Source organism: Limnohabitans sp., assembly GCF_031539175.1.
GTDB lineage: Bacteria > Pseudomonadota > Gammaproteobacteria > Burkholderiales > Burkholderiaceae_C > Limnohabitans.
Map to the genome: position 1 here is coordinate 17,495 of NZ_JAVKLQ010000060.1, position 25,505 is coordinate 42,999.

Annotated in this window: 23 protein-coding genes and 1 pseudogene; 13 read left to right on the forward strand and 11 right to left on the reverse strand. The window is 58.7% G+C overall.

The window, feature by feature from the left end; all coding sequences use genetic code 11:
• Positions 1–16 precede the first annotated feature (16 nt).
• Positions 17–1,198, reverse strand: a complete 1,182-nt coding sequence (locus RMS95_RS10990; RefSeq protein ID WP_310646129.1) for an efflux RND transporter periplasmic adaptor subunit — start codon at positions 1,196–1,198, stop codon at positions 17–19.
• Complete coding sequence (locus RMS95_RS10995) at positions 1,195–1,860, reverse strand: TetR/AcrR family transcriptional regulator (RefSeq protein ID WP_310646132.1); 666 nt, start codon at positions 1,858–1,860, stop codon at positions 1,195–1,197. The genes RMS95_RS10990 and RMS95_RS10995 overlap by 4 nt, the downstream gene beginning before the upstream one ends.
• A 92-nt stretch (positions 1,861–1,952) precedes the next feature.
• Here RMS95_RS10995 and msrA point away from each other — a divergent pair, with 92 nt between their 5' ends.
• Together msrA and RMS95_RS11005 are read left to right on the forward strand one after the other, a co-directional pair.
• Positions 1,953–2,513, forward strand: a complete 561-nt coding sequence (gene msrA, locus RMS95_RS11000) for a peptide-methionine (S)-S-oxide reductase MsrA (RefSeq protein WP_310646133.1) — start codon at positions 1,953–1,955, stop codon at positions 2,511–2,513.
• On the forward strand, positions 2,506–4,608 hold the full coding sequence (locus tag RMS95_RS11005) for a TonB-dependent receptor domain-containing protein (protein WP_310646135.1): 2,103 nt from the start codon (positions 2,506–2,508) through the stop codon (positions 4,606–4,608). Before msrA ends, RMS95_RS11005 begins: the two co-directional genes overlap by 8 nt.
• A gap of 9 nt (positions 4,609–4,617) precedes the next feature.
• On the opposite strand, the gene pdxH is transcribed toward RMS95_RS11005, so the two are convergent.
• The gene (gene pdxH / locus RMS95_RS11010; RefSeq protein WP_310646136.1) at positions 4,618–5,274 is read right to left on the reverse strand and encodes a pyridoxamine 5'-phosphate oxidase; all 657 of its coding nucleotides are present in this window, start codon (positions 5,272–5,274) and stop codon (positions 4,618–4,620) included.
• 143 nt (positions 5,275–5,417) lie between these two features.
• On the opposite strand from pdxH, the gene RMS95_RS11015 reads away from it, so the two are divergent.
• The 3 genes from RMS95_RS11015 (at position 5,418) to RMS95_RS11025 (ending at position 8,496) form a co-directional block, all read left to right on the forward strand.
• A complete protein-coding gene (locus RMS95_RS11015) occupies positions 5,418–5,882 on the forward strand; it encodes a 2Fe-2S iron-sulfur cluster-binding protein (protein ID WP_310646138.1) in 465 nt (154 codons plus the stop codon).
• A gap of 17 nt (positions 5,883–5,899) precedes the next feature.
• Entirely contained in the window at positions 5,900–8,050 is a 2,151-nt protein-coding gene (locus RMS95_RS11020; RefSeq protein WP_310646139.1) for a xanthine dehydrogenase family protein molybdopterin-binding subunit, read from the forward strand.
• 119 nt (positions 8,051–8,169) lie between these two features.
• Positions 8,170–8,496, forward strand: a complete 327-nt coding sequence (locus tag RMS95_RS11025) for a high-potential iron-sulfur protein (protein WP_310646141.1) — start codon at positions 8,170–8,172, stop codon at positions 8,494–8,496.
• A 110-nt stretch (positions 8,497–8,606) separates the two neighbouring features.
• On the opposite strand, the gene gloA is transcribed toward RMS95_RS11025, so the two are convergent.
• The 3 genes from gloA to RMS95_RS11040 are packed head-to-tail and all read right to left on the reverse strand — an operon-like array spanning position 8,607 to position 10,335.
• Positions 8,607–8,996 (reverse strand): lactoylglutathione lyase, encoded by a 390-nt coding sequence (gloA, locus tag RMS95_RS11030; protein ID WP_310646143.1) that lies wholly within the window; start codon positions 8,994–8,996, stop codon positions 8,607–8,609.
• Positions 8,993–9,538 carry a PaaI family thioesterase gene (locus tag RMS95_RS11035; RefSeq protein WP_310646144.1) on the reverse strand — a complete coding sequence of 182 codons (546 nt, stop codon included), beginning with the start codon at positions 9,536–9,538 and terminating at the stop codon, positions 8,993–8,995. Before RMS95_RS11035 ends, gloA begins: the two co-directional genes overlap by 4 nt.
• A gap of 23 nt (positions 9,539–9,561) precedes the next feature.
• On the reverse strand, positions 9,562–10,335 hold the full coding sequence (locus RMS95_RS11040) for an enoyl-CoA hydratase/isomerase family protein (RefSeq protein ID WP_310646146.1): 774 nt from the start codon (positions 10,333–10,335) through the stop codon (positions 9,562–9,564).
• Between the two features lie 65 nt (positions 10,336–10,400).
• Here RMS95_RS11040 and RMS95_RS11045 point away from each other — a divergent pair, with 65 nt between their 5' ends.
• The gene (locus RMS95_RS11045; protein ID WP_310646148.1) at positions 10,401–11,357 is read left to right on the forward strand and encodes a 2-hydroxyacid dehydrogenase; all 957 of its coding nucleotides are present in this window, start codon (positions 10,401–10,403) and stop codon (positions 11,355–11,357) included.
• A gap of 80 nt (positions 11,358–11,437) precedes the next feature.
• On the opposite strand, the gene RMS95_RS11050 is transcribed toward RMS95_RS11045, so the two are convergent.
• Positions 11,438–13,294: a DEAD/DEAH box helicase gene (locus RMS95_RS11050; protein WP_310646205.1), complete on the reverse strand. Its 1,857-nt coding sequence runs from the start codon at positions 13,292–13,294 to the stop codon at positions 11,438–11,440.
• A gap of 90 nt (positions 13,295–13,384) precedes the next feature.
• Between RMS95_RS11050 and RMS95_RS11055 the strand changes: the two genes are divergently transcribed.
• The 3 genes from RMS95_RS11055 (at position 13,385) to ettA (ending at position 16,449) form a co-directional block, all read left to right on the forward strand.
• A complete protein-coding gene (locus tag RMS95_RS11055; protein WP_310646149.1) occupies positions 13,385–13,531 on the forward strand; it encodes a hypothetical protein in 147 nt (48 codons plus the stop codon).
• Between the two features lie 106 nt (positions 13,532–13,637).
• Positions 13,638–14,642, forward strand: coding sequence for a tripartite tricarboxylate transporter substrate binding protein (locus RMS95_RS11060; RefSeq protein WP_310646151.1), 1,005 nt, complete (start codon positions 13,638–13,640; stop codon positions 14,640–14,642).
• Positions 14,643–14,787: 145 nt separating this feature from the next.
• Positions 14,788–16,449: an energy-dependent translational throttle protein EttA gene (gene ettA, locus RMS95_RS11065; RefSeq protein ID WP_310646153.1), complete on the forward strand. Its 1,662-nt coding sequence runs from the start codon at positions 14,788–14,790 to the stop codon at positions 16,447–16,449.
• Positions 16,450–16,512: 63 nt separating this feature from the next.
• On the opposite strand, the gene RMS95_RS11070 is transcribed toward ettA, so the two are convergent.
• Positions 16,513–17,517 (reverse strand): P1 family peptidase, encoded by a 1,005-nt coding sequence (locus RMS95_RS11070; RefSeq protein ID WP_310646155.1) that lies wholly within the window; start codon positions 17,515–17,517, stop codon positions 16,513–16,515.
• Between the two features lie 84 nt (positions 17,518–17,601).
• Here RMS95_RS11070 and RMS95_RS11075 point away from each other — a divergent pair, with 84 nt between their 5' ends.
• From RMS95_RS11075 to RMS95_RS11090, 4 genes are all read left to right on the forward strand, one after another.
• Entirely contained in the window at positions 17,602–18,234 is a 633-nt protein-coding gene (locus RMS95_RS11075) for a response regulator (protein ID WP_310646157.1), read from the forward strand.
• A 119-nt stretch (positions 18,235–18,353) separates the two neighbouring features.
• Positions 18,354–20,048, forward strand: coding sequence for a long-chain fatty acid--CoA ligase (locus RMS95_RS11080; RefSeq protein ID WP_310646158.1), 1,695 nt, complete (start codon positions 18,354–18,356; stop codon positions 20,046–20,048).
• Positions 20,049–20,132: 84 nt separating this feature from the next.
• Entirely contained in the window at positions 20,133–21,149 is a 1,017-nt protein-coding gene (locus RMS95_RS11085; protein WP_310646160.1) for an LLM class flavin-dependent oxidoreductase, read from the forward strand.
• 36 nt (positions 21,150–21,185) lie between these two features.
• Complete coding sequence (locus tag RMS95_RS11090; protein WP_310646162.1) at positions 21,186–22,226, forward strand: methionine synthase; 1,041 nt, start codon at positions 21,186–21,188, stop codon at positions 22,224–22,226.
• A 92-nt stretch (positions 22,227–22,318) separates the two neighbouring features.
• On the opposite strand, the gene RMS95_RS11095 is transcribed toward RMS95_RS11090, so the two are convergent.
• The 3 genes and pseudogenes from RMS95_RS11095 to bktB all read right to left on the reverse strand — a co-directional run bounded on the left by RMS95_RS11095 (position 22,319) and on the right by bktB (position 25,474).
• Entirely contained in the window at positions 22,319–22,828 is a 510-nt protein-coding gene (locus RMS95_RS11095; RefSeq protein ID WP_310646163.1) for a hemerythrin domain-containing protein, read from the reverse strand.
• Positions 22,829–22,942: 114 nt separating this feature from the next.
• A pseudogene (locus RMS95_RS11100) lies at positions 22,943–24,277 on the reverse strand (MFS transporter); the annotation flags it as partial.
• A gap of 15 nt (positions 24,278–24,292) precedes the next feature.
• The gene (gene bktB, locus RMS95_RS11105) at positions 24,293–25,474 is read right to left on the reverse strand and encodes a beta-ketothiolase BktB (protein ID WP_310646165.1); all 1,182 of its coding nucleotides are present in this window, start codon (positions 25,472–25,474) and stop codon (positions 24,293–24,295) included.
• Positions 25,475–25,505: the final 31 nt, after the last annotated feature.

Below are 25,505 nucleotides of genomic sequence, written 5' to 3' on the forward strand. Positions count from 1 at the left end.
GAGGGGGGAACGGTGCTTACTTGGCCACAGCGCTGGCCGACGACGCTGCGGCTGCTGGCGCGGTGGTGTAAGTCACCGCCAAACCTTCGCGCAGAGCACCCACTTGGCCTGTGAGCACGGTGCTGCCTGCGGCGATGCCCGTCACGCCGACCAGTGGCTCTGCTTCGGGTTGCGCGAGGTCGATGCCGGTCACGCCCACGACCACGTTTTTGTGGGCGACTTGAAAGCGTTCGCCTACTTTTTCAACCACTTGGACATAGGGCTGCGGGCGGTCGCTGCGCACGGCCGACAAGGGGACGGCGATCACTTGATGCTTGCCCAAACCCAAAGTGCCTTTGGCAAACAGACCGTGGCGCAGACCTTGTTGTGGGTCAAGGCGCAGGTAGACCATGACGCTGCGGCTGCCCGTTTGCGCGCTGGGGCTGATGCGCTGAACTTTGGCTTGGACGAAGCTGGGGCGGTCTTCGAGTTGCAGCATGGCCACTTGGCCCACGCGCACGTCGATCGATTCGCTGGGACTGAGAGGGGCTTCCACTTCAAGCTGGCGCAGGTCCACCAGTTCCAAAATCTTGGCATCAATGCCCACGCGTTCGCCCAGTTGTGCCGCGCGCAAGGCGATCACACCTGCAAATGGGGCCACCAGCGTGGCGTCATCCAGCGATTTGCGGGCGACATCGGCACCTGCGATGGCCGCCTTGTGGCTGGCCACTGCGCCTTGGTAGCTGGCGAGAGAGTTGTCTGACGCAAGTTTAGAAATGAAGCCCTGCGCCACCAAGCTTTGGTTGCTGTCCCATTGGCGTTGCGCAATGTCCATTTGGGCTTTGGCGGCGACGGCTTGTTCTTGCGCTTGCTGCCAGCGGCGTTGGTACTCGGTCGGGTCGATGCGTGCCAGCACTTGGCCAGCGACCACCGCATCGCCTTCGCGCACGGTGATGTCTTTGACTTCACCCGCCACCCGAGCTTTGATGATGGCGTAGTTCAGCGCTTTGACCGTGCCCGAAATGGCAAGGCCTTGGGTAATCTCGCGCATGTTGGCTGTCAACACGTCGCTGTTGGCCAACTCAATGTGGGTTTGCACGGCTGCAGGCGCAGCTGCCGCTTCTTTTTGAACACGCTTGGATGCCAAGGCGCGCCAAATGCCCGCCACGAGGGCCAGCACAATGACAGTGATGATGAGCCAACGGGTTTTGTTTTTCATGAGGCGCTCCGAGCGAGCATGCCGTTGAGCAGCATGTCGACTTGCATGTGTATAAATTTTTGTGGGTCAATGATGTTGGCCGAGGCAGCACAGGCGCCCATGGAGTGTTTCCACATCATCAAAAAAATCATGGGGGCGATGAGGGTGTAAACCGCTTTGTCGGTGTCCATCGCCCGAAATTCGCCGCTGTCGACGCCGCGCTGCAAGATGCGGTGCAGCAGCTTTGTGCCCGGCACCACCACATCGGCTTGGTAAAACGCTGCCACGTCGGGGAAGTTTTGGGCTTCGCTCATGACCAACTTGGCGATGCCACTGGCCGCTGTGTTGCCCACGCGTTCCCACCAAGCGTTCATGGCGTACTTGACCATGTCGGCGCTGCTGCCCTCAAAGGTGTTGAGTTCTTCGTTCCATGCGGGAAACAGGCTGCCAATGTTTTCGCGAATCACCGCTTTGAACAGGTCTTCTTTGCTCTGAAAGTACAAAAACAAAGTGCCTTTAGACACGCCAGCGCGTGCAGCCACTTCTTCAGAGCGCGTCGCGGTGAAGCCCTTTTCTACAAAGAGGGCCAAAGCCGCGTCCAACAGCTCGCGCGGACGCGCTTCTTTGCGGCGCTCGCGTTTGGGCGTCGGTTCAAGGCTGGTGGACACGGGTTCGTTGGACATGGTTCTTAATGACTAATGGGTTAGTAATGTAGCCGAACATGCGTCTCCTTCAATGACTGTTTTGTCACAAAGCCAACCCTAAAATCGCCCCCATGCCAACATCACCTCACACCGCCTTGCCAAACGCCCGCGTGATCACTTTAGGTGGGGGTTGCTTTTGGTGCACAGAGGCTGTGTTTGTGCGCGTACAAGGTGTGTTCGATGTGGAGTCGGGGTATTGCAACGGCCACGTGCTGAACCCCACCTACCCGCAAGTGTGCGAGGGCACGACAGGGCACAACGAGGTGGTGCGCTTGGTGTACGACCCGTCTGCGATTGATTTGCGGGCGTTGTTGGAAATCTTCTTTGTCATCCACGACCCCACCACGTTGAACCGTCAAGGCAACGACGCAGGCACGCAGTACCGCAGTGGCATTTACCTCAGCGACCCTGCCGACCGTGTGGTGGCGCAGCAGGTGTTGGACGAGGTCAATGCCAGTTTGGGCGGTCAAGTGGTGACGGAGTTACACATGCTCAGCAACTACTCAGCGGCCGAGGCCTATCACCAAGATTATTTTCAAAACCACCCCGACCAAGCTTATTGCGCTTACGTGGTGACCCCCAAAGTGCAGAAGTTTTTGAAGACTTTTGCAGATCGGGTCAGGCGTGATTGATTTTCGGCATGCCACGGCTGTCGCCGTGGCCACTTTTTTATCAAGTCATGTGGGTGGGGTTGGGGCTCAGGCGCTGGCTGAAGTCACCATCACAGCACGCCCAGAGGCTGCGGGTACTTTGACGGCGCCTGTGCAACAGCTCTCGGGCGCGGCGCTGACGCAACGCCAAGGCAGCACCTTGGGCGACACGCTTGACAGCTTGCCTGGCGTGGCGAACAGCGCGTTTGGGCCCAATGTGGGACGACCCGTCATTCGTGGTTTGGACGGCGACCGCATTCAGATTTTGCAAAACGGCGGCGCCAACATGGACGTGTCGGGCCTGAGCTTTGACCACGCCGTACCGATAGACCCTCTGACCACGGAGCGCATTGAGATTTTGCGCGGTCCCGCCACTTTGCTGTATGGCAGCAGTGGCTTGGGCGGTGTGGTGAATGTGATCGACAACCGCATTGCCCGTGAACCTGCTTTTGAGGCACAAGGCGGCGCCATGGGCAAAGCCGAGCTGCGCGCAGGTGGTGCGGCCGACGAGCGCAGCACTGGCGCGATGGTGGAGGCTGGGAACGACCGCTTCGCCTTGCATCTGGATGCCTTTGACCGCCACACCGGCAATCTGCGTGTTCCGCAAACCATGGATTGCACGGTGAATGGTGTGACCACCCGCCAGACGCGTGTGTGCAATTCGTCCAGCCACACACAAGGCGGCGGCGTGGGGGGCACCTTGCTGTTGGACAGGGGTTATTTGGGTTTGTCGACCAGCGAATACCGCAGCAGCTATGGCACCGTGGCAGAGCCGGATGTGACCATTGGCATGCAGCGCCGCCACACGGTGATGGAAGGCGAGTGGCGTGAAGGCGGAGCGTTGCTGCAAGCGCTCAAGTTTCAGTGGGGTTACACGCAATACACCCACACCGAATACCCAGGTGAGCAGGTGGGCACTCGTTTTGACAACGCGGGCAACGCCTTGCGTGTCGAAGCCCGCCAGCAAGCGCGCGCTTTAGGGCAAGGCTTGCAATTAGACGGGGTGGTGGGCTTACAGCGCGAAGGCAACCGCTTGACCGCGCAAGGTGCTGAGGCGTTTGTGCCGTCGAGCCGCACCCAAAGCTCTGCCTTGTTCACGTTGCAAACCTTGAAAACAGCATGGGGTCATGTCAGCGCGGCGGCACGCACCGAAGGCGTGGTGGTGGCGTCGCTGGATCACACGGACCCCACGCGATTCCCTTCGGAAGAAAAACGCTTCACACCGCACAGTGTGGCGCTTGGGGTGTTGCGTAACTTTCGCCAAGGTGAAGCGCAAAACGGTTGGCAACTCACCAGCAACCTAGGTTGGAGCCAACGTGCGCCCAAAGATTACGAGTTGTTTGCCAACGGCCCGCACGCTGCCACAGGCACCTACGAACAAGGCGATCACCGCAGCGCCCTCGAAAAGGCCACGCAGTTCGACGTGGGGGGCGCATGGAAAGCGGGCCCGCATGCGTTTGGCGTGACGGGCTTTGTCTCGCGCTTTGCCAACTATGTGTCGCTGCAACCCACGGGTGAGTTCAAAGATGCCAGCGGTGCCCTCGTCAGCGCGACCAGCTCAGACCGCTTGCCCGTGTACCAGTACGAGAGCGTGCAAGCCCGTTTTGTGGGTTTGGAAACGACCGCAAAGCTGCGCATGGTGGGCGGCCAACAAGCGTTTTGGACGTCCAATGCCGCGCACGGCAACCTAGATTTGGAGTTGCGTGGCGACATGGTTCGTGCCGATGACTTGACCTACCACCGCCTCTTGCCCCGCATCGCGCCCATGCGTTTGGGCGCGGATTGGGTGTGGACCCAAGCCGCTTGGGGCGCCCGCCTTGGTGTGTTGTATGCGGGGGCGCAAAACCGTGTGCCCCATGCGGGCGACGTCACCACCGCCAGTTACACCTTGTTGAATGCTTCGCTGAATTACCACACCCACACCGGTGCCGTGCATTGGATGGTGTTTGCCAAGCTGGATAACTTGACCAATCAATTGGCTTATTCCGCCACCTCCGTGCTCACCCAAACCATGGGAACCAACGCGCCACCCTTGGCTGGGCGCAGCTTGAAGCTAGGCTTGCAAGCCAGTTTCTGACGTGGCGGGTTAGGGCGCCAAACGTTCGCGAACCCATGCTGTGGCGGATTCTGCGTGCGTTGCGTTGTTGCTGCGGTAGCGCAAACGGTCGTGCAAGCGGCTCTTGCGGCCTTGCCAAAACTCCCACTGCTCGGGCACCAAGCGGTAACCACCCCAATGCGGTGGGCGGGGTGGGTTGAGCAAAAACTGTGCGCCGTATTTGGCGGCATTGCTGACCAAGGTCATGCGCCCGTCAATCACTTGGCTTTGTGGGCTGGCCCAGGCGCCAATGCGTGAGTCGAGGGGGCGGCTGTTGAAATAGGCATCGCTTTCTGCCTCGCTGACTTTTTCCACGCGGCCTTCGATGCGCACCACACGCTCCAGTTCTACCCAATGAAACTGCAGGGCGGCAAAGGGGTTGCCCGCGAGTTGCTGGCCCTTGCGGCTGTCGTAGTTGGTGAACCACACAATGCCGCGCGCGTCGTAGCCCTTGATCAAGACCACGCGTGTGCTGGGACGCAAGTCGCTGCCCACGGTGGCCAAGGTCATGGCGTTGGGCTCGGGCACTTCGGCGTTGATGGCTTCTTTGAGCCATTGCTCGAATTGCTGCATGGGGTTGGCCGCCGATGCCGATTCGTTGAGCTCAGCGCGTTCGTAACTTTTACGAAGATTGGCAATGTCGTTCATAAGTAATCGCACTAGGTGCGCTGTTTCAATGTGAGAAAGATTGAGCTTTGAGGGACTGAATCTAGGGTAAGCCTCATTTTGAACGCATCTGTGGCCACTATGCTTGCGCCGTTCTGGAACTTTTTTAAAAACAGGAGACCTCGATGAGCGTTGACTTCTCAATCAACGGCAAAGCCGCCAAGGCCAATGCCGAAACTGACACCCCGCTGTTGTGGGTGATTCGCGATGAGCTGGGCCTGACTGGCACCAAGTTTGGCTGCGGTGCGGCCTTGTGTGGCGCGTGCACTGTGCACGTGGATGGCCAGCCCGTGCGCTCGTGCCAGACACCGCTCTCGACCGTCTCTGGCAAAAAAGTGGCCACCGTGGAAAGCTTGTCTAAAGACAACACCCACCCCCTGCAAGTGGCGTGGATCAAGCACGATGTGCCCCAGTGCGGCTACTGCCAATCGGGCCAGTTGATGAGCGCAGCCGCCTTGCTTGCCAAAAACAAGAACCCCAGCGATGCTGAAATCGACCAAGCCATGAGTGGCAACCTGTGCCGCTGCGGCACCTATACCCGTGTGCGTGCTGCCATCAAAGATGCCGCCGCCACGATGCGCAAAGCTTGAACGGACGGAGAACCCACATGACACAGACACACACTTCGCGTCGTTCCTTCCTCAAAGCCTCTGCTGCCGTTTCTGGCGGCTTGATGCTGGGCTTTAACTTGCCCGGTACCCAAGGCGAAGCCATGGCGGCTGGCACCGTGTACACCCCCAACGCATGGGTGCACATTGCCGACAACAACGTCATCACCTTGCTGTCGGCCCGTTCCGAAATGGGTCAAGGCGTGTACACCTCCATGCCCATGTTGATCGCTGAAGAGCTCAACGTCGACATCAAGCAAATCAAAGTGGTGGCAGCGCCTCCTGCTGCGGTTTATGTGAACGCCTTGTTGGGCGCACAAATCACCGGCGGCTCGACCTCGGTGCGTGATGGCTGGGAAAAGCTGCGCATCGCGGGCGCCCAAGTGCGCGAAATGCTGCTGACTGCTGCTGCCGCACGTTGGGGCGTTGACAAAGACTTGCTCAAGGCCGACAAAGGCGTGATCACGGGCCCCAAAGGCCTCAAAGCCACCTATGGCGAGTTGGCTGAGTCGGCTGCCACCATGCCTGTGCCAGAGAAGCCCACCCTCAAGTCACCCAAAGATTTCAAAATTGTTGGCAAGCGCACCAAGCGCGTGGACACGCCCGTCAAAGTCAACGGCACGGCCGAGTTCGGCATTGACGTGAAGTTGCCAGGCATGGTGTACGCTTCGCTGGCGCAATGCCCTGTGATTGGCGGCAAGGTCAAGAGCTTTGACGGATCCAAAGCCAAGGCCGCTGCCGGTGTGATCGACGTCGTGCAAATCAGCGACGGCGTGGCCGTGGTGGCCAGCAGCTGGTGGCAAGCCAAGAAAGCCCGTGACCTGCTGAGCATTCAGTGGGACGAGGGCGCTGGCGCTGCTTTGAGCGATGCCAGCGTGATCGACGGCACCCGTCAAGCGCTGAAAACGGGCAAAGTGTTGGAAATCATCAAGCCTCAAGGCGATGTGTCTGCTGCGTTCAAGAGCGCTGCGAAAGTGATTGAAGCCGAGTACGTCATTCCCATGCAAGCGCATGCGCCCTTGGAGCCGATGAACTTCACGGCCCATGTGCAAGGCAACAAAGCCCTGTTGATTGGCCCAACCCAGTTCCAACAAGGTGCACAAGGTGCGGTGGCTGGCGCTTTGGGTCTCAAGCCCGAAGACGTGACACTGCAAACCACCTTCTTGGGTGGCGGTTTTGGCCGTCGCTTGGAGCTGGATTTCATCGTTCAAGCTGCCGAAATCTCGAAAGCCGTCAACAAACCCGTCAAGCTGGTTTGGACGCGTGAAGATGACATGACGCATGACTTCTACCGTCCCGTGGGTGTGAACCAGCTCAAAGCTGGTTTGGATGCATCGGGCACGCCTGTGGCAATGCACTTCAAAGTGGCCTCACAGTCGATCACCCAACGCGCGTTTGGTCTGCCCAAAGAGACGCTGGACCCCTTCATGGCCGAAGCCGCGGTGACGGGCTACAACATTGCCAACACCCAGCATGATTTGGTGATTCACGACACGGGTGTTCGCGTGGGTTACTGGCGTGCGGTGAGCCACAACATGAACGCCTTCGCCAATGAAAGCTTCATCGATGAGTTGGCCAAAGCTGCAGGCAAAGACCCTTACGCCTACCGCATGGGTTTGTTGGCTGGCAAGCCCCGCTTTGCCAATGTGCTGAAACTGGCCGCTGACAAAGCTGGCTGGGGCAAGCCCTTGCCCAAAGGCCATGCCTTGGGCATCGCTTTGATGGAAGGCTATGACACCTACATGGCCCAAGTCGCGGAGGTGAGTTTGGATGCCAATGGCGAAGTGCAAGTGCACCGCGTGTCGGTGGCGGCTGATTTGGGCCACATGGTCAACCCCGATACGGTGGAAGCGCAAATCCAATCCAGCATCATCTTTGGTATGGGCGCCGCGTTGAAGCACCAAATCACCATGACTGGTGGCCGCGTGCAAGAGACCAACTATCACAACTTCCAGCCCGTGCGCATGCACGAAGCACCGAAGATTGACATTGTGTTGGTCCAAAGCTCCGAAAAGCCAGGCGGCATTGGCGAACCCGCCACCGCGGTGGTGGCACCTGCCATTGCCAACGCGGTGGCCAAGTTGACAGGCAAGCGCGTGCGTCGCTTGCCCATCACGGCGCAAGTGTTGAAAGACACCGCCCAAGCCTGAACCTAGCCTGACATCAGGTCGCGCCATAAGGGCCATTGATGCGAATCAATGGCCCTTGTTTTCAGTGTCGCTAAGATAGCGCTTGCCAGCATCTTCTGGCCCTCTTTTGAAATCACACCATGACTCAATTCACTCACACCCCAACCAATCGCCGTGTTTTCATCATGCAATCTGTGGCTGCTGCTGGCGTCGCCGCTTTGGCAACGACTGCCCAAGCGCAAGCCATGGTGGCCGAGTCTGATCCACAAGCGGCTGCTTTGAGCTACAAGGCGGATGCCACCAAAGTTGACAAAGCCAAGCAACCCAAATATGCCGCAGGTCAGCAATGCACCAACTGCGCTTTGTTCCAAGGCAAGGCCGATGCGGCTGCCGGTGGCTGCCCTCTGTTTGCTGGCAAGCAAGTGGCTGGCAAAGGCTGGTGCTCGGCTTACGCCAAGAAGGGCTAAGCCTTTTCTGTTGAACGGACCTTGCCAAGCGGCGGGGTTTGAAATGGTTGGACAGATGTCCAGCAAAAAAGGGAGCTTGTAGCTCCCTTTTTTACGTTTCAATCGGGTGTTTACAGGGCGGGACGTTCGATCAACTCGATCTTGTAGCCGTCGGGGTCTTGCACAAAGGCGATCATGGTGGCGCCGCCTTTGACAGGGCCGGGGGCGCGGGTGATGGTGCCGCCCGCTTGCTCGATCTGTGCACAAGTGGCCACCACATCAGGTACACCGATGGCGATGTGGCCATAGGCGGTGCCCAAGTCGTAGCTGCTGACGCCGTAGTTGTAGGTCAATTCAATCTCGGCATGGTCGGGGTTGGTGCCGTAGCCGACGAAGGCGAGGTCGTAGTTTTGCTCGGGCCTGTGGGTTTTGCGCAGCAGTTGCATGCCCATGGCTTTTGTGTAGAAGTCGATGGATTTTTGTAAATCGCCGACGCGCAGCATGGTGTGAAGCAGTCTCATGGTTTGGGTTGTCCAGGTAAATCAAAAACGAAACAGGTGGTGGTGGCATGCGCATACAGCGTGCCGTCGGGACCTACCAAGCGAGCTTGCGCGGAGGCCACTTGTCGCCCGCAGTGGATGATTTCGCCAATGGCGCGCACGCGTTGAACTTTGGGCGTGATGGCTTTGAGCATTTTGACGCTCAAATCGGTGGTGGTGTAGGCGCGACCTTGCGGCAGTAGGGTGTGCACAGCGCAGCCTAATGCCGAGTCCAGCAAGGTGGCGAACCAGCCACCGTGCACGCTGCCCATGGGGTTGAGGTGAGCGTCGCTGGGCGCGCCCTGAAACACCACATGGCCTTCACGCGCTTCGATCAAGATGAAGTCCATCGTGCGGCCGATGGGCGAGGGCGGTAATTCGCCGTTGAGCATGCCTTGCATGAGCTGCAAGCCCGTGCGTGGCAGCACCTCGTTGAACGGTGTGATACCAACGGGCAGCAAGCGTGCGCGAACGGCGGCTTCTTCGGCGAGCCATGTGGCGAGGGTGTCTTGCGGTGAGGTCATGGACGCTTTCAATGGCAGGTGGGTCAACGACCCGTGAATTGCGGCGTACGGCGTTGTGCAAAGGCGGCGCGGCCCTCGGCGAAGTCAGCGCTGTGCACGGATTGGCGTGAACGCTCTTTGAGCAACGGTTCGCAATATAGCCCTGCGCCGATCTCGTTGAGGCTCTTTTTGGTGGCTTGCAGTGCCAAAGGCGACATGGTTTTCAGAGTATCAGTGATGCTTTGCATCGCCGCTTCAAAGTCTATGGCGGGCACCAAGGCTTCAAACAGGTCGAGCTTGGCTAGGTCTTCAAAACGCAATGACTGGCCCAATAAGAAGGCCCGTTTGCTGGCGTTGAGCCCGAAACGACTGACGTAGCGGCGCAGGCCGCTGGGGTAGTAGTGCAAGCCCAACGCGCAGGCGGGCATGCGCCAATGCAAACCTTTTTGCGCCACGGTGAAGTCGCAGGCCAAGACCAAGTCGGTGGCGCCGCCGTAGACGCTGCCATTCAAGGCGCACACCGTGACGGGGCGCAAGCGTTGCAGTGCTTCAGGGATTTTTTCAAAAAACAGCGGAGCCATGGGGTCGTTGTCAAAACCGCCGACGTGGTACCCCGCACTGAACACGGGATGTTTTTGACCCTGCGTGTCTGCCCGCAGCACCACCGCGTGCACATCGGGGTTGGCGTTGATGGCCTCGAAGTGGGCGAGCAAGGTGTTGAGGTCGTCGTCGTTGAGGCTGTTGCGCAGCGAAGGGCGGCGCAGGGTGAGCTTGGCCAAGGGGCCGTTGAGGTCGAGTGTGGGGGTGCCTTCAGTCATGTGCAGGATGTTAGCCAATGAAGAGGTAGAGTTAGCGCATTGAAACAATTTGCGGGAGGCACGCAATGACCCAACACCTCATGAAAGTATCGAACTTGCCTGTGTTCTTGACGAACGCCTTGCAGCAAGAGGACTACATCGTGCACGACCATGCCCACATCATTGACCCTGAAGCGTTGACCAAAGTGACCGCGCTGGTGGGCACGGGCAGCGAATCGAAGGTGGATAAAAAATTGCTCAGCATGTTGCCCAACGTCAAGCTCATCGCGTTGTGCGGTGTGGGTTACGACGGCATAGAGATGGACGCCATTCAAGAGCGCGGCATCGTGGTGACGCACACGCCCGGCACCATGACCGCCGACGTGGCCGACCTCGCCTTGGGCCTCATGCTCGCCGTGGGCAGACGCATTCCGCAGGCCGATCATTTTTTGCGCAATGGCGATTGGGCAATGGAGCCGTTTGCCATGACCCGTCGTGTGTCGGGCAAGCGGGTGGGCATTCTGGGGTTGGGGCGCATTGGGCGAGCCATTGCCAAGCGCGCCGAGGCGTTTGAGATGACCGTGGCCTATTGCGGTCGCACGCCCAAGGCCGACGTGCCTTACGCTTTTCATGCCGATGTGGCGTCTTTGGCCGACGCGGTTGATTTCTTGGTGGTGGCCACCCCCGGTGGCGCACAGACCAAACACTTGGTCAATGCCGACGTGCTTCAAAAGCTAGGGCCCAAAGGTTTTTTGATCAACATCGCACGCGCTTCCGTGGTCGACCAAGCTGCGTTGGTGCAAGCCTTGAAAGACAAAACCATCGCAGGGGCGGGCCTTGATGTGTTTTGGGACGAACCTCGCGTGCCCGCTGAATTGCGCAGTTTGACCCAAGTGGTGCTCACCCCCCATATTGGCAGTCACACCGAAGAAACGCGCCGCGATATGGCAGATTTGACGATGGCGAATTTGCGGGCGTTTTATGTCCAAGAGGCATTGCCGACGCCTGTGCCTGAGTGCCGACCCGAAAGCGCGTCTGCATGACTTGACAGGTTTCGCCCTCGCCCATGAAAAAACCCGCTGAGGCTGGCGCCCAAGCGGGTTTTGACAGTTAGGGTTTGGGTTTAGCGACCGTAGCCACCACCGCCGCCGCCAAATCCACCGCCGGAACGGCCACCACCGCCACCTGAGCGACCACCGCCGCCACCGCCACCAGGACGGCGGCCATAGCCACCACCACCGCCGCGTTTGCGCTCGGTCATCAGGTCCACGCTGGTGCGTGTGGGATCAGGCTGGCGCTGACCGCCACCTTGTGTTTTGTGACCAAAAGCGTTCACGCCGCTTTGGGTGCCCAAGTGCGCATTGGCACGGGGTTGGAACTCGTCGTCATCGCGACGGGGTGCGCGGGGCGCATCGAAGTCACGCGGTGGGCGTGGTGCGTCGTTGCGTGGACCGCGGTTGTCGAACTGGCGGGGGGGACGAGCACCTTGGCCCTGTGGACGATTTCCATCACGGGCTGGACGCTGTTCACCACTGCGCGGGGGACGGTCACCGAACTGGGCGCGTTCACCATCGCGTGCGGGACGATCGCCCACGCGGTCACGGCTCACATGGCCGCTGGGGCGAGGGGCGCGACCTTCAGAGGCACCGCCCTGGCCACCACGACCACCACCTGCATTGCGACCGCCGCCCGTAGCTTTGGTGTCGCGAATGCGTTGCATCATTTCGCCGCGCGCAGCTTTGGCAGCCGCAGCCATCACGTCACGACCTGGGGGCTTGCCCAAACCACCCCACAGGGTTTGACGGCCCATGGCGATGGGTTCGGCTTTTTCATCGGGTTCAGGGCCAAAGCCTTCGACGTTCACCACAGGCACTTGCTGTTTGGTGAAGTGTTCGATGTCTTTCATGAAGCCCTCTTCATCCAACGACACCAAACTCACGGCTTCGCCGCTGGAGCCGGCACGACCGGTGCGGCCAATGCGGTGCACATAGTCTTCGCTGATGTTGGGAATTTCGTAGTTCACGACGTGTGGCAACTCGTCGATGTCAATGCCGCGTGCGGCAATGTCGGTGGCGACCAAAGCGCGGATGTCACCGCTCTTGAAGCCAGCCAAGGCTTGGGTACGTGCGGTTTGGCTCTTGTTGCCGTGCAACGCCATGGCGCTGATGCCGTTCTTGGTCAAGAACTCGGCCACGTTGTTGGCACCAAATTTGGTCCGCGTGAACACGAGCACTTGGCTCCAGTTGTGCTCGTTGATGATGTGGGCGAGCAAAGCCTTTTTCTTGCCGCGACCCACGGGGTGAACCACTTGCGTGATGCGTTGCACCGTGGTGTTGCTGGGCGTGACTTGAATGCTTTGTGGGTTCTTGAGCAAGTTGCCCGCGAGTTCGCGAATTTCGTCGCTGAAGGTGGCGGAGAACAACAAGCTTTGCTTGTCTTTGGGCACCAAGGCCAAGATTTTCTTGACGTCATGGATGAAGCCCATGTCCAACATGCGGTCGGCTTCGTCGAGCACCAAGATTTCCACAGTGGATAAGTCGAGCAAGCCTTGCTGTTGCAAGTCGAGCAAACGGCCAGGGGTGGCCACCAAGATGTCCACACCTTTTTTGATGCGGGCCACTTGGGGGTTCATGCCCACGCCACCAAAGATGACGGTGGAGGTGAGTTGCAGGTATTTGCCGTAGTTGCGCACCGACTCTTCGACTTGGGCGGCGAGTTCACGGGTGGGGGTCAGCACCAAGGCGCGCACGCCGTAGACGCCAAATTTATTTTCGGTGCTGCGGCTCATGGTGAGCTTGTGCAGCAAGGGCAGGGTGAATGCGGCTGTTTTGCCCGTGCCGGTTTGGGCGCCTGCCAACAAGTCATGGCCCGCCAAGACGGCCGGAATGGCTTGGGCTTGAATAGGGGTTGGCGTTTCGTAGCCTTGCTCGAGCACGGCTTTCAGGATGGCCGGAGCCAGATTCAATTCTTCAAAGTTCATTTGGATAGAGCGCCATGTCCGGCGCATTTATCGACTCATTCAACTGCGGGTGGCAGTTACCAGTGTTGGCCGATAAGTTTTAAGGTGGGCATGGAAACCGCAGGCGCTTGTTTTGAGCGTTGCCTAGGTCAGGCCCCAGCAGAAGTGCTGATGTTGCAACTACTGGAGGCTGCAACGGCTTGCATTGTGGCACAAAGCCGAGCGATGCTGTGGTTTCACCGTTTTTTGGCAGTGTGATCGCCTGTGGGGTATGGGTTCAAACCCCAATGTCAAGGTGCACGTGTCCCGCCTAGACTGGAATCGAGAAATGACTATTTATATCAACAACAGATTCGAGACAACGATGCCAAACAACAACAATCGCCGTCAATTTTTAAAGGCCGCAACGGCGGTCACGGCCACCACGTTGGGCAGCACCGCGCTCTTGGGGCCAGCTTGGGGGCAAACACCCAAGTGGCCGGCCAAGCCAATCAAGATCGTGGTGGCCTTTCCCCCTGGCGGCTTAACCGATGCACTGGCGCGCAGCTACGGCGAGCACCTGTCGGTCAAATTGGGCGTGCCGGTGTTGATTGACAACAAACCCGGCGCGGGCGCCATCATTGGCATTGACTTGGTGGCCAAATCGCCTGCAGATGGCTACACGCTGGTGATGAGTACTTCGGGCACTTTTTGGCAAAACCGCATTCTTTATTCCAAGCTGCCTTACAACCTCGACAAAGACCTCACGCCGGTCACCGTGTTTCCATCGGGACCGTTGGTGGTGGGCATTAGCGACAAGATTCCTGCGCGCACCATGGCTGAATTCGTCGAATGGGCCAAAAAGAACCCCACGTCGATGGGCACCTACGCCCCGGGCTCTTACCCGCACATGGTGGCTGACCAAACGAACCGCACACAAGGCACCCAAATCCAATCGGTGCACTACCGCGGGGAAGCCCCCATGTGGCTGGATGTCGCGTCGGGTCAGCTTCAAGTTGCGGTGGGCAGTTTCCTCGCCTTCAATTCCGTGGCCTCGCGCGGTGTGCGCCCCATTGGCGTCACGGGCAGCTACCGATCCCCCAAGCTGCCCAATGTGCCGACCCTGATGGAGCAAGGCGACACGGCCAAGCTGGTCACCCTAGAGGGGGGCTTGCCGCTGATGGCGCCAGCGGGGACGCCTGAGTCGGTGTTGAAACTTTTGGCCGACGAAGCGGTGGCTTGGTCCAACACAGACAGGGCGGCTAAGTTGCGCGACACCTTCGCCATCCCTAACAAGCCCAAAAATTTGGCGGAGACCCGCAAAGACTGGGAAAGTGAAGTGCCCGTTTGGATCAAACTGGCGGTCGATTTGGGCATCAAACTCGATTGAGATAGGCCGCGCCGGGCCCCTGCCTCCATAAGCTGGGATAATAAAAGGTTGCACAGACACAGCCAGCCCATGCGGCTTCGGTTGTGGTCTTGAGCTGGCACCCGCGGGGTGGCCAGTTTCAGCTCATTTTTATTCAGGGTTACAGATGGCTCAATACGTATTTTCGATGAACCGCGTCGGCAAGATCGTGCCGCCTAAGCGTCAAATTCTCAAAGACATTTCTTTGTCTTTCTTCCCCGGCGCCAAGATCGGCGTGCTGGGCACCAACGGTTCGGGCAAGTCCACTTTGCTCAAGATCATGGCCGGTATTGATACCGAGATCGAAGGCGAAGCCATTCCGATGGCCGGTCTGAAGATCGGATATTTGCCCCAAGAGCCCCAGCTCAATGCCGAGCACACCGTGCGCGAAGCCGTCGAAAGCGGCATGGGCGACATCAAGGCTGCACAAGCCCGCCTCGAAGAGGTGTACGCGGCCTACGCTGAAGAAGATGCTGACTTTGACGCCTTGGCCGCAGAGCAGGCCCAACTCGAAGCCATCATTTCGACCTCGGGTGATGCCTCAGACCACCAACTCGAAATCGCCGCTGACGCGCTGCGCTTGCCACCGTGGGACGCTGTCATTGGCAATCTTTCGGGTGGCGAAAAGCGCCGTGTGGCCTTGTGCCTTTTGTTGCTGTCTAAGCCCGACATGTTGTTGCTTGACGAACCCACCAACCACTTGGACGCCGAATCGGTGGACTGGCTGGAGCAGTTCTTGGCCCGCTTCTCAGGCACGGTGGTGGCGATTACCCACGATCGTTACTTCTTGGACAACGCGGCCGAGTGGATTTTGGAACTCGACCGTGGCCACGGCATTCCCTACAAAGGCAACTACTCCACTTGGTTGGAGCAAAAAGAAGCCCGTTTGGCCACCGAGCAGCGCACCGAAGACGCCCGCGCCAAGGCCATGAAGAAGGAATTGGAATGGTCGCGTCAAAACCCCAAAGGCCGACAAGCCAAGAGCAAGGCCCGTTTGGCCCGCTTTGAAGAGTTGTCTGATCACGAATACCAAAAGCGCAACGAAACCCAGGAAATTTTCATTCCTGTGGCCGAGCGTTTGGGCCATGAAGTGTTTGAGTTCAAGAACGTCAGCAAGTCGTTTGGCGACCGCGTGTTGATTGACAACCTGAGCTTCCAAGTGCCTGCGGGCGCCATCGTCGGCATCATCGGCCCCAACGGTGCAGGTAAATCAACCTTGTTCAAGCTGATTGCAGGCAAAGAGCAGCCAGACAGCGGTGAAGTGAAGATTGGCCAAACCGTCAAGATGGCGTTTGTGGATCAGTCACGTGACGACCTGAACGATGACAAAACCGTGTGGGAAGACATCTCCGGCGGTTTGGACATCATGAACGTGGGCAAGTTCCAAATGCCAAGCCGTGCGTATTGCGGCCGCTTCAACTTCAACGGTGGCGACCAACAAAAGAAAGTCGGCATGTTGTCAGGTGGTGAGCGTGGCCGCTTGCACTTGGCCAAGACCTTGATCGAAGGCGGCAACGTGTTGCTGCTCGACGAGCCATCCAACGACTTGGACGTGGAAACCTTGCGCGCTTTGGAAGATGCGCTGTTGGAATTCGCAGGCTCTGTGATGGTGATCAGCCATGACCGCTGGTTCCTTGACCGCATTGCCACACACATCTTGGCCGCTGAAGGCGACAGCCAATGGGTGTTCTTCGACGGCAACTACCAAGAGTACGAAGCCGACAAGAAGAAACGTTTGGGCGAAGAAGGTGCCAAACCCAAGCGCGTGCGCTTCAAGGCTTTGAAGTAATTTTTGCTTGCTTCGTCAAAGGCTCAGTCCTGAAGGCCCCGTCTGAAAGGACGGGGCCTTTTTTCATGGCGTCATGGCTGGCCACCAGTGTCTGCCGACTCGCAACTCTTGGGCGGCTTTGATGGCGTTCACCACGGCCATGGCGGTGACTTCGGCGGCCAAGGTGCTGAGCAGCATCATGTCTGCTGTTTGGCCGCTGGTGCCTGTACCCAGTGCAAACAACGTGTCGCCATCCATGGGCGTGTGCACGGGGCAGATGCTGCGGGCCAAGCCGTCGTGGGCCACTTGCGCCAAACGATGGGCCTGGGGTTTGGTGAGCACCGCATCGGTCGCGATCACGCCGATGGTGGTGTTGCTGCCAGCCTTGGGGCTGGTTATCGCTTGGCCTGTGAGTTGGGCTTGTCGAATATCGAGCAGTTCGCGGCTGTTGGGGGCGATGCGTGCGCCCGCCAAGAGTTGGCCTGTGTGTGGGTCGATCACGTCACCCAAGGCATTGCAAACGATCAAGGCCGCCACGGTGATGCCGTTGACGGTGAGTGCAGCGCTGCCCACGCCGCCTTTCATGGCGCAGTGCGGGCCATTCATCTTGCCAATCGTTGCACCCGCGCCCGCGCCCACATTGCCTTGTGGCACAGGCGCGCTGCTGGCTGCGAGGCAGGCTTGGTAGCCCGCATGGGCATCAGGGCGCACACGTTCTCCGCGTTGGTAGGCTGCACTCTCAAAGTCATCAACCCACAGGTCAAACACCACGGCGGCGGGCACGATGGGCACGCACACGGGGCCGACGGGCAATCCGTGGCCTTGTTCTTCGAGCCAACGCATCACGCCAGAGGCCGCGTCTAAGCCAAAAGCGCTGCCGCCACTCAAAACCAAGCCGTGTATGTGTTGCACCGTGTTGCTTGGGTGCAACAAATCAGTTTCTCGTGTGCCGGGCGCTGCACCTCGCACATCGACGCCTGCAACGCTTCCAAATGGCGTGAGTACGACTGTACAGCCCGTGGGGCGGCGCTTGTCAGTCTGGTGTCCGACCTTGATCCCCTGAACTGCAGTGAGTGTGTTGTTGTTCATGATTTGTTAAGTATTCATTGATGAAGCTGTAAATCGACTAAAATAATACGAAATATGTAAAAACGCTCAATTTAGGAGTTTTCTATGAGTCTGACAACCAATAAAGAAGCCTACGACGGCTATTGCGGCACCAGTTATGCAGCCAAGGTGCTGGGCATTTCGGTGGGCACTGTACAGGGCTTGGTCGAAAAGAACGATCTCAAGGCTTGGAAAACCCAAGGCGGGCACCGTCGCATTTCATTGCAATCGATCCAAGATTACCAGCGTCGCCACAATTTGGCACCTGCTTCTTTGATGCTCAGCGAAGACCGCTTGCGCGTGTTGGTTGTGGAAGACGACGACGAAACCCGCGTCATGTTGCAGGCCAACTTTGACAAATGGGGACTGCCACTGGATGCCGTGATGTACTCATCCGCGATGGAAGCTTTGTTGGACATGCCCAGCTTGCAACCCCAAGTGCTGTTGACCGACTTGCGCATGCCCAATGTCGATGGCTTTCAGTTCTTGAAAACGCTCAGCGAACACGCCTTGTTCAGCAACTTGGCTGTGGTGGTCATCACGGGCATGAGCGCGGATGAAGTGAAAGCCAAAGGCGGTTTGCCTGACGGTGTGCAAATGTTACAAAAACCAGTCGACATGGATTGGTTGCGTGGGTTCTTTGATGCCTTGATGTCGGTGCGTCAAATCAACCGCCGCGCACGATCGCAGGCTGCTTGAACGGGGCGTCTTCACGACGGCGTTGAGGCCAGCAGCTGACGCCCAAGTGACCCCCTGCGCCTTGTCCTAGGGCCTTTCCCCGATGTGCTTGGCAGAGCACAAGCGCTACCCTAGCGCGCATGAAATCACACCACCGTTTTTGGCCCGCTCGCGTGCCGCATGCCATTTCTCTGCCTGATACCTCGTTGTGGGATAACTTAGAAACCAGTGCACGCCGGTTTCCAAGAAAAACAGCGCTGATTTTTTTAGGTACGCGCATCTCCTATGCCGAATTGAAAGCAAAGGCAGAAACCTTGGCGGCGCATTTGCAAAGCTTGGGTGTGCAAAAGGGCGACCGCGTGGTGCTCAACATGCAAAATTGCCCGCAGTTGGTGATTGCGCACTTTGCAATTCTGCGTGCCAATGCCGTGGTGGTGCCGGTCAACCCGATGAACCGCGCCGAAGAGCTCAAGCACTACATCACCGATCCCGACGCCAAAGTGGCCATCACCACTGCCGATCTGGCCGCTGAGTTGGCCAGTGCCAGCAACCAATTGCCCGCAGGGCAGGGTTTGGCCCATTTGGTGGTGACGCACTTCACAGACACGTTTGACCCACAGGTGGAGGGTGACAACGCCCCGCCCGTGTCGTGGCACGACTGGTTGTTCACCCAACACCCCTTACCCAGCCTCAACGGTGGTGAAGCACACAGCTGGCAAGAGGCATTGGCCAGCACGGCGCCCTTGGGGCCCTTGACCGTTGGTCCGGATGATTTGGCCGTGTTGCCCTACACCAGTGGTACCACGGGCTTGCCCAAAGGCTGCATGCATCCGCATCGCACCCTCATGCACAACGCCATGGCCTCCGCCATTTGGGGTAACGGCACCCACGAAAACGTGGGCTTGTTGGTGGTGCCCATGTTCCACATCACGGGCATGACCAGCGTCATGCATTCCGGCATTTACTTGGGGGCCACCTTGGTGTTGATGCCGCGTTGGGACCGCGAATTGGCCGGCCGTTTGATCTCGCTGTGGCGCGTCACGCACTGGACCAACATTCCCACCATGGTGATCGATTTGTTGGGCAGCCCCAACTTTGACAAGTTCGACCTCAAAGGCTTGGTCCACATTGGCGGTGGTGGTGCGGCCATGCCGCAAGCGGTGGCGCAGCGTTTGTTTGAGTTGTATGGTTTGCGTTACAGCGAAGGCTACGGCTTGACCGAAACCGCGGCACCGTCACACAACAACCCGCCCGATGCGCCCAAGCAGCAGTGCTTGGGCATTCCGTTTCTCAGCACCGATGCCCGCATCGTCGATCCAGAAACCTTGCAAGAGCTGCCACAGGGCGAGTCGGGCGAGATCGTCATTCACGGGCCTGAAGTGTTCAACGGCTATTGGAAACGTCCTGATGCCACCGCCGCTGCTTTCTTTGAGTTGGAAGGCAAACGTTTCTTCCGTTCTGGTGATTTAGGTCGCGTGGACGAAGACGGCTACTTCTTCATCACCGACCGTTTGAAACGCATGATCAATGCTTCGGGTTTCAAAGTGTGGCCTGCCGAGGTGGAAGCATTGATGTTCAAGCACCCCGCCATTCAAGAGGCGTGCATCATCTCCTCGCGCGATAGCTACCGCGGTGAAACCGTCAAGGCCGTGGTGGTGCTGCGCGCCAGCCACAAAGGCGTGGTGGTGGAGCAAGACATCATCGACTGGTGCCGTCAAAACATGGCGGTTTACAAAGCGCCCACGCAAGTGCAATTTGTCGATGTGTTGCCTAAGAGCGGTAGCGGCAAAGTGATGTGGCGTTTGCTGCAAGAGTCTGAAGGACAAAAGGCTTGAGCCATCGCCGCTTTGTCGTGCGAAGTGCGGATGTGAATACCTGGCCCACAAGCAGGACATCTGTCTGAAGGTAAGCTCACGCCCGTGCTTAAAAAATTATCTGTTCTCGATCAATCCGCTGCTGCGTCTGGCCGAAGCCAAGACGCCAGCATCCGTCAAACTTTGGCGCTCGCCACGCAATGCGAGGCTTGGGGCTACCACCGCTTTTGGGTGAGTGAACACCACAGTCACCCCAGTATCGTGGGCTCAGCGCCCGAGGTGTTGATGGCCGCCATTGCCGCACGCACCACGCGCATTCGCTTGGGCAGTGCGGGTGTCATGTTGCCGCATTACGCCCCCCTCAAAGTGGCTGAGCAGTTTCGTGTGCTCGATGCGCTGGCCCCAGGTCGCATTGACCTTGGCGTCGGCCGCGCGCCCGGCAGCGATGGCCGTACCGCGCAGTTGCTCAACCCCGATCGCCACGCCTCTGACAACTTTCCGCAGCAAGTGATGGAACTGCAAGCGTGGGTGACCGGCGAGCCCTTGCCCGCTGGCCATCCCGGGTATGGCGTGTTTGCCTATCCCAGTTGCCCCACCTCACCCGATGTGTGGATGCTGGGCAGCTCCGATTACGGCGCACAACTCGCAGCTCACTTAAGCCTGCCGTACGCCTTTGCCTACTTCATCACCGATGGGCAAGGCGCAGACAATGCCCTGAACCTATACCGTGCCAACTTCCGCGCCACTGACGCCAGCCCCAAGCCTCGCGCGACCGTGTGTGTTTGGGCTTTGGCCGCAGACACCGAAGACGACGCTTGGCGTTTGTTCCAAAGCCGTGCACGTTGGAAGCTGGACCGCAACACCGGCCGCATTGGTGCGCTGTTGCCGCCCGACCAAGCCGTGGGCGACTACACCCCGTCGGAACACGTGGCATTTGCCGAGTTGCGCGCCAACGCTTTGGTGGGCAGCGCACCGCAAGTGGCGGACAAACTGCGCCGCTTGGCAGACCGTTTGCAGGTCGACGAAGTGGTCATCATCACTTGGACACATGAGCCTGCCGCACAAGCCCGTTCGTACGAGTTGCTGGCGCGAGAGTTTGCGCTGGCAGACGCTCAAGCTTGATATTTCAATTCTCAAACCCCTCACTGGAGCCTCCCTATGTTTTCAACCGCCATCGCCGGTAGCCTTCCCAAACCCGAATGGTTGGCCGAGACCAACAAACTCTGGCCCAAGTGGCAAGCCGAAGGTGACGCGCTTTTGCAAGCCAAAGCCGATGCCACGCTGTTGTGGATCAAAGCCCAAGAAGACGCCGGTCTCGATGTGGTGGGCGACGGTGAGCAATCGCGCCAACACTTTGTGCACGGCTTTTTAGAGCAGGTCGAAGGCATCGACTTTGAAAACAAAGTGACGATGGGCATTCGCAACAACCGCTACGACGCGCAGGTGCCGCAAGTCATCGCGCCGCTACGCCTCAAAGGCCGTGTGCATGCGTTTGAAGCGCAGCTCGCCCGCGCCCACACGAAGAAGAAACTCAAGTTCACCTTGCCCGGCCCCATGACCATCGTCGACACCGTGGCCGACCGTTTCTACGGCAAAGGCAAAGATGCGGTGCAAGGCCGTATTGACATGGCGTTTGCCTTTGCTGAATTGCTCAACCAAGAAGCCTTGGCCTTGCAAGCCGATGGTGTGGACATCATTCAGTTCGACGAACCAGCGTTCAACGTCTACTTGGACGAAGCTGCAGACTGGGGCGTCAAAGCGCTAGAGCGCGCTGCACAAGGCTTGACCTGCACCACGGCCGTTCATATTTGCTACGGCTACGGCATCGAGGCCAACAACAATTGGAAAAAGACTTTGGGTGACGAGTGGCGTCAATACGAAAAGGTATTGCCCGCTCTGGCCAAGAGCAGCATCCAGCAGGTGAGCTTGGAGTGTTACCACTCGCATGTGCCGCCCGAGATGATGGCGTTGTTGGAAGGCAAAGACGTGATGGTGGGTGTGATTGACGTGGCCAGCGATGTGATTGAAACCGCAGAGCAAGTGGCTGACACGATTGGCATGGCGTTGAAGTACGTGCCTAAGAACCGTTTGATTGCTTGCACCAACTGTGGTTTGGCGCCTATGAGCCGCGAGGTGGCGGTGAGGAAGCTTGAGGCCTTGGCTGCGGGGGCTGCGTTGGCGCGTACTCGGTACGCTTAAGTTTCTTGTCTTTGCTGGGGGACATTCGCTGCAGCAGATGCCCAAGTTGCAAGCACCGCCCAAGCCAAAGCAAAAGCAAAAACCAAAGCAGCTTAAGAGCAGGTGTCCCCACCACAGCCGTGAATTTCGCCCTCAGGCAAGGCTTCAGGTGCCGACACAATCCCTGTCTCGGCGTCATAACCGACACGACGCAAGTGCAGGGCCAAGGCGGCGTCCATGGTTTGGGCGTGTTGGGGGAACCAAATGCCCAGCTCGTGCGCCATTTGACGAATCATCGCCAAGTCGCCTTTTTCCTTGCCACGCTTTAGACCTTCGCGCATCACCTGCAAGACCACATCGTGTTGCATGGCGTGGCAGTTGCTGGATGAAAACTGCGTGTCTTTCATCCACTGGTCTTCGCGGCCAAAGTGGTCGTCGGTGTGGTCGATCAAGGCGCTGAAGCGCTCTACCAAGGTCTCGTCGTCCGCCAATTCGGTGGCGGCCAAAAGGTCCACAAATTCGCGGTGGGTGTCGTCCATGAAGTCGAGCTCCAACGACAGCGCGTCAGACCAAGCGAGGGTGACTTCGCGGGTGGCGATTGGTGCGGTGAGGGTGTCAGTCATGGCAGAACTTTCAAATCAAGGGCGTCGCAGCGGGGTTGAGAGCCGTGCGCGGCATGTCAAGGTGATTGGGAGCTTAATGGCAAATGGCGACCGCATGCTTGCGTTGTGTCAAACAGAGCGCAGCCATCCGGCAAAGCGTTGCAGGTACAAAGGCTCAGCCATGAAAATCGCCAGTGTGACCACCGCGTTGGCGACGCCCGTCCAGAAGATCACTTCGGGGATGGTCATGCCTGCGCCCAGCAGAGCCCCTGCGATCAGCGAGCTGGCAATCATGAACAGCGCGTTGATGATGTTGTTGGCCGCGATGATGCGGGCGCATTCTGCCGTGTGGCTTTGTTGCTGAATCAAGGCGTACATGGGCACGCTGTAAATGCCAGCAAACAAACTCAGCAACACCAAGTCAGCCATCACCCGCCAGTGGGCGCTGTTTGCGACGAAGGTGGTGATGTCCATCATGGGCACGTCGGGCAAGCCGCATGAAGCCAAGTACAAATCGACCGCAAACACGGTCATGCCGATGGCCCCGAGCGGCGCCAAGCCCATTTCCACGCGCTGGCGGCTCAGGCTTTCGCACCACAGCGAGCCCGCGCCAATACCGACCGAGAACAACACCAACAGCAGCGATGCCACTTGTGCATCGCCATGCAGCACTTCTTTGGCGAAGCTGGGGAATTGGCTCAAGAAGATGGCGCCGAAAAACCACATCCAACTGATGCCCAGCAGGGCGCGAAACACCGTCGGGTTGGCCCGCGCCAAACGTAGGTTGTGCAGGGTTTCGGTGATCGGGTTCCAATTGATTTTTAAATCAGGCGCGGTCGCAGGTACTGAGGGAATTGCGCCGCTGAAGAGTCGGCCCAACACGGCCACGGCCACGCACGCCACAGCGACGGCGGTGTGACCGACCTCAGGCATAGCCACCAGCAGACCGCCCGCCACATTGCCCAGCAAAATGGCCACAAACGTGCCCATTTCGACCATGCCGTTACCACCGGTGAGCTCGTGCTCTTTCAGCACTTGGGGTAGGTAAGCGAACTTCACGGGGCCGAACAGCGTGGAGTGCAGGCCCATCAAAAACGTGCACAGCAGCAGCACCGCCACTTGCTGCGTAGCAAAGCCCACGGCGGCTAAGGCCATGATGCCGATTTCTAAGTTCTTCACGAGGCGCATCAGCGCGGCCTGGTCCAGCTTGTCAGCCAATTGGCCGCTCGTGGCAGAAAACAACAAGAAGGGGAGGATGAACAGTGCCCCAATCACCAAGCCCGCCAAGGAGACGGGCAACCAGCTCACGCTGAGCTGGTAGGTCACCATCACGGTGAACGCAAACTTGAACAAGTTGTCGTTCGCCGCCCCCGAAAACTGCGTCCAAAAGAAAGGTGCAAACCGACGTTGCCTGAGTAAGGCAAATTGGTTGGCGTGGGTGTCGCGGCTTTCAGGGATGGGGTCGTGCATGTTGCCTATTTTGGCTTACATGCGTTCAAAGATGGCCGCAATGCCTTGGCCACCGCCGATGCACATGGTCACCAGTGCGTACTTGCCTTGAATGCGTTGCAACTCGTACAAAGCTTTCACGGTGATCAACGCGCCTGTGGCACCAATGGGGTGACCCAGCGAAATGCCTGAGCCATTGGGGTTGACTTTGGCGGGGTCTAGGCCGAGCTCTTTCGTCACGGCGCAGGCTTGCGCAGCGAAGGCTTCGTTGGCCTCGATCACGTCCATGTCGTTCGTGGTCAAACCTGCTTTTTGCAGCGCGAGGCGCGAGGCCGACACAGGGCCCATGCCCATGATTTTGGGGTCGAGACCGGTGTGGGCGTAGGCCACCAAGCGTGCCAAAGGCTTGGCACCGCGTGCTTGGGCGGTTTTGGCTTCCATCAACACCACGGCTGCGGCAGCGTCGTTGATGCCCGAGGCGTTACCGGCGGTCACAGTGCCGTTTTCTTTGACGAACACAGGCTTGAGCTTGGCCATGTCTTCGAGCTTGCAGTTGGCGCGGAAGTGCTCGTCGGTGGCGTAGGCCACATCGCCCTTTTTGCTCTTCAAGATGACGGGCAAGATTTGGTCTTTGAACAAACCTGCTTCGGTGGCGCGTTGGGCGCGGTTGTGGCTCTCGACCGCCAAGGCGTCTTGCATCTCGCGGGTGATGCCAAATTTGGCGGCCACGTTTTCAGCGGTCACGCCCATGTGGATGGTGTGGAAGGGGTCGTGCAAAGCACCGACCACCATGTCGACCAGCTTGGTGTCGCCCATGCGAGCGCCCCAGCGTGCGCTCAAGGAGGCATAGGGGCCACGGCTCATGTTCTCAGCGCCGCCGCCAATGGCCACGTCACAGTCGCCCAGCATGATGGATTGGCTGGCCGACACAATGGCTTGCAAGCCAGAGCCGCACAAACGGTTCACGTTGAAGGCTGGGGTGCCTTCGGCGCAGCCGCCGTTCACAGCGGCTAAGCGCGACAAATACATGTCTTTGGGCTCGGTGTTGACCACATGGCCAAACACCACATGACCCACATCTTTGCCCTCTACGCCCGCGCGGGCCAACGACTCGCGCACCACTTGGGCGGCCAATTCGCTGGGGGGAATGTCTTTCAGGCTGCCACCATAGGTACCGATGGCTGTACGAACACCACTCACGACGACGACTTCACGCATGTTTGTCTCCAGTTGTTAAAAATAAAACCAA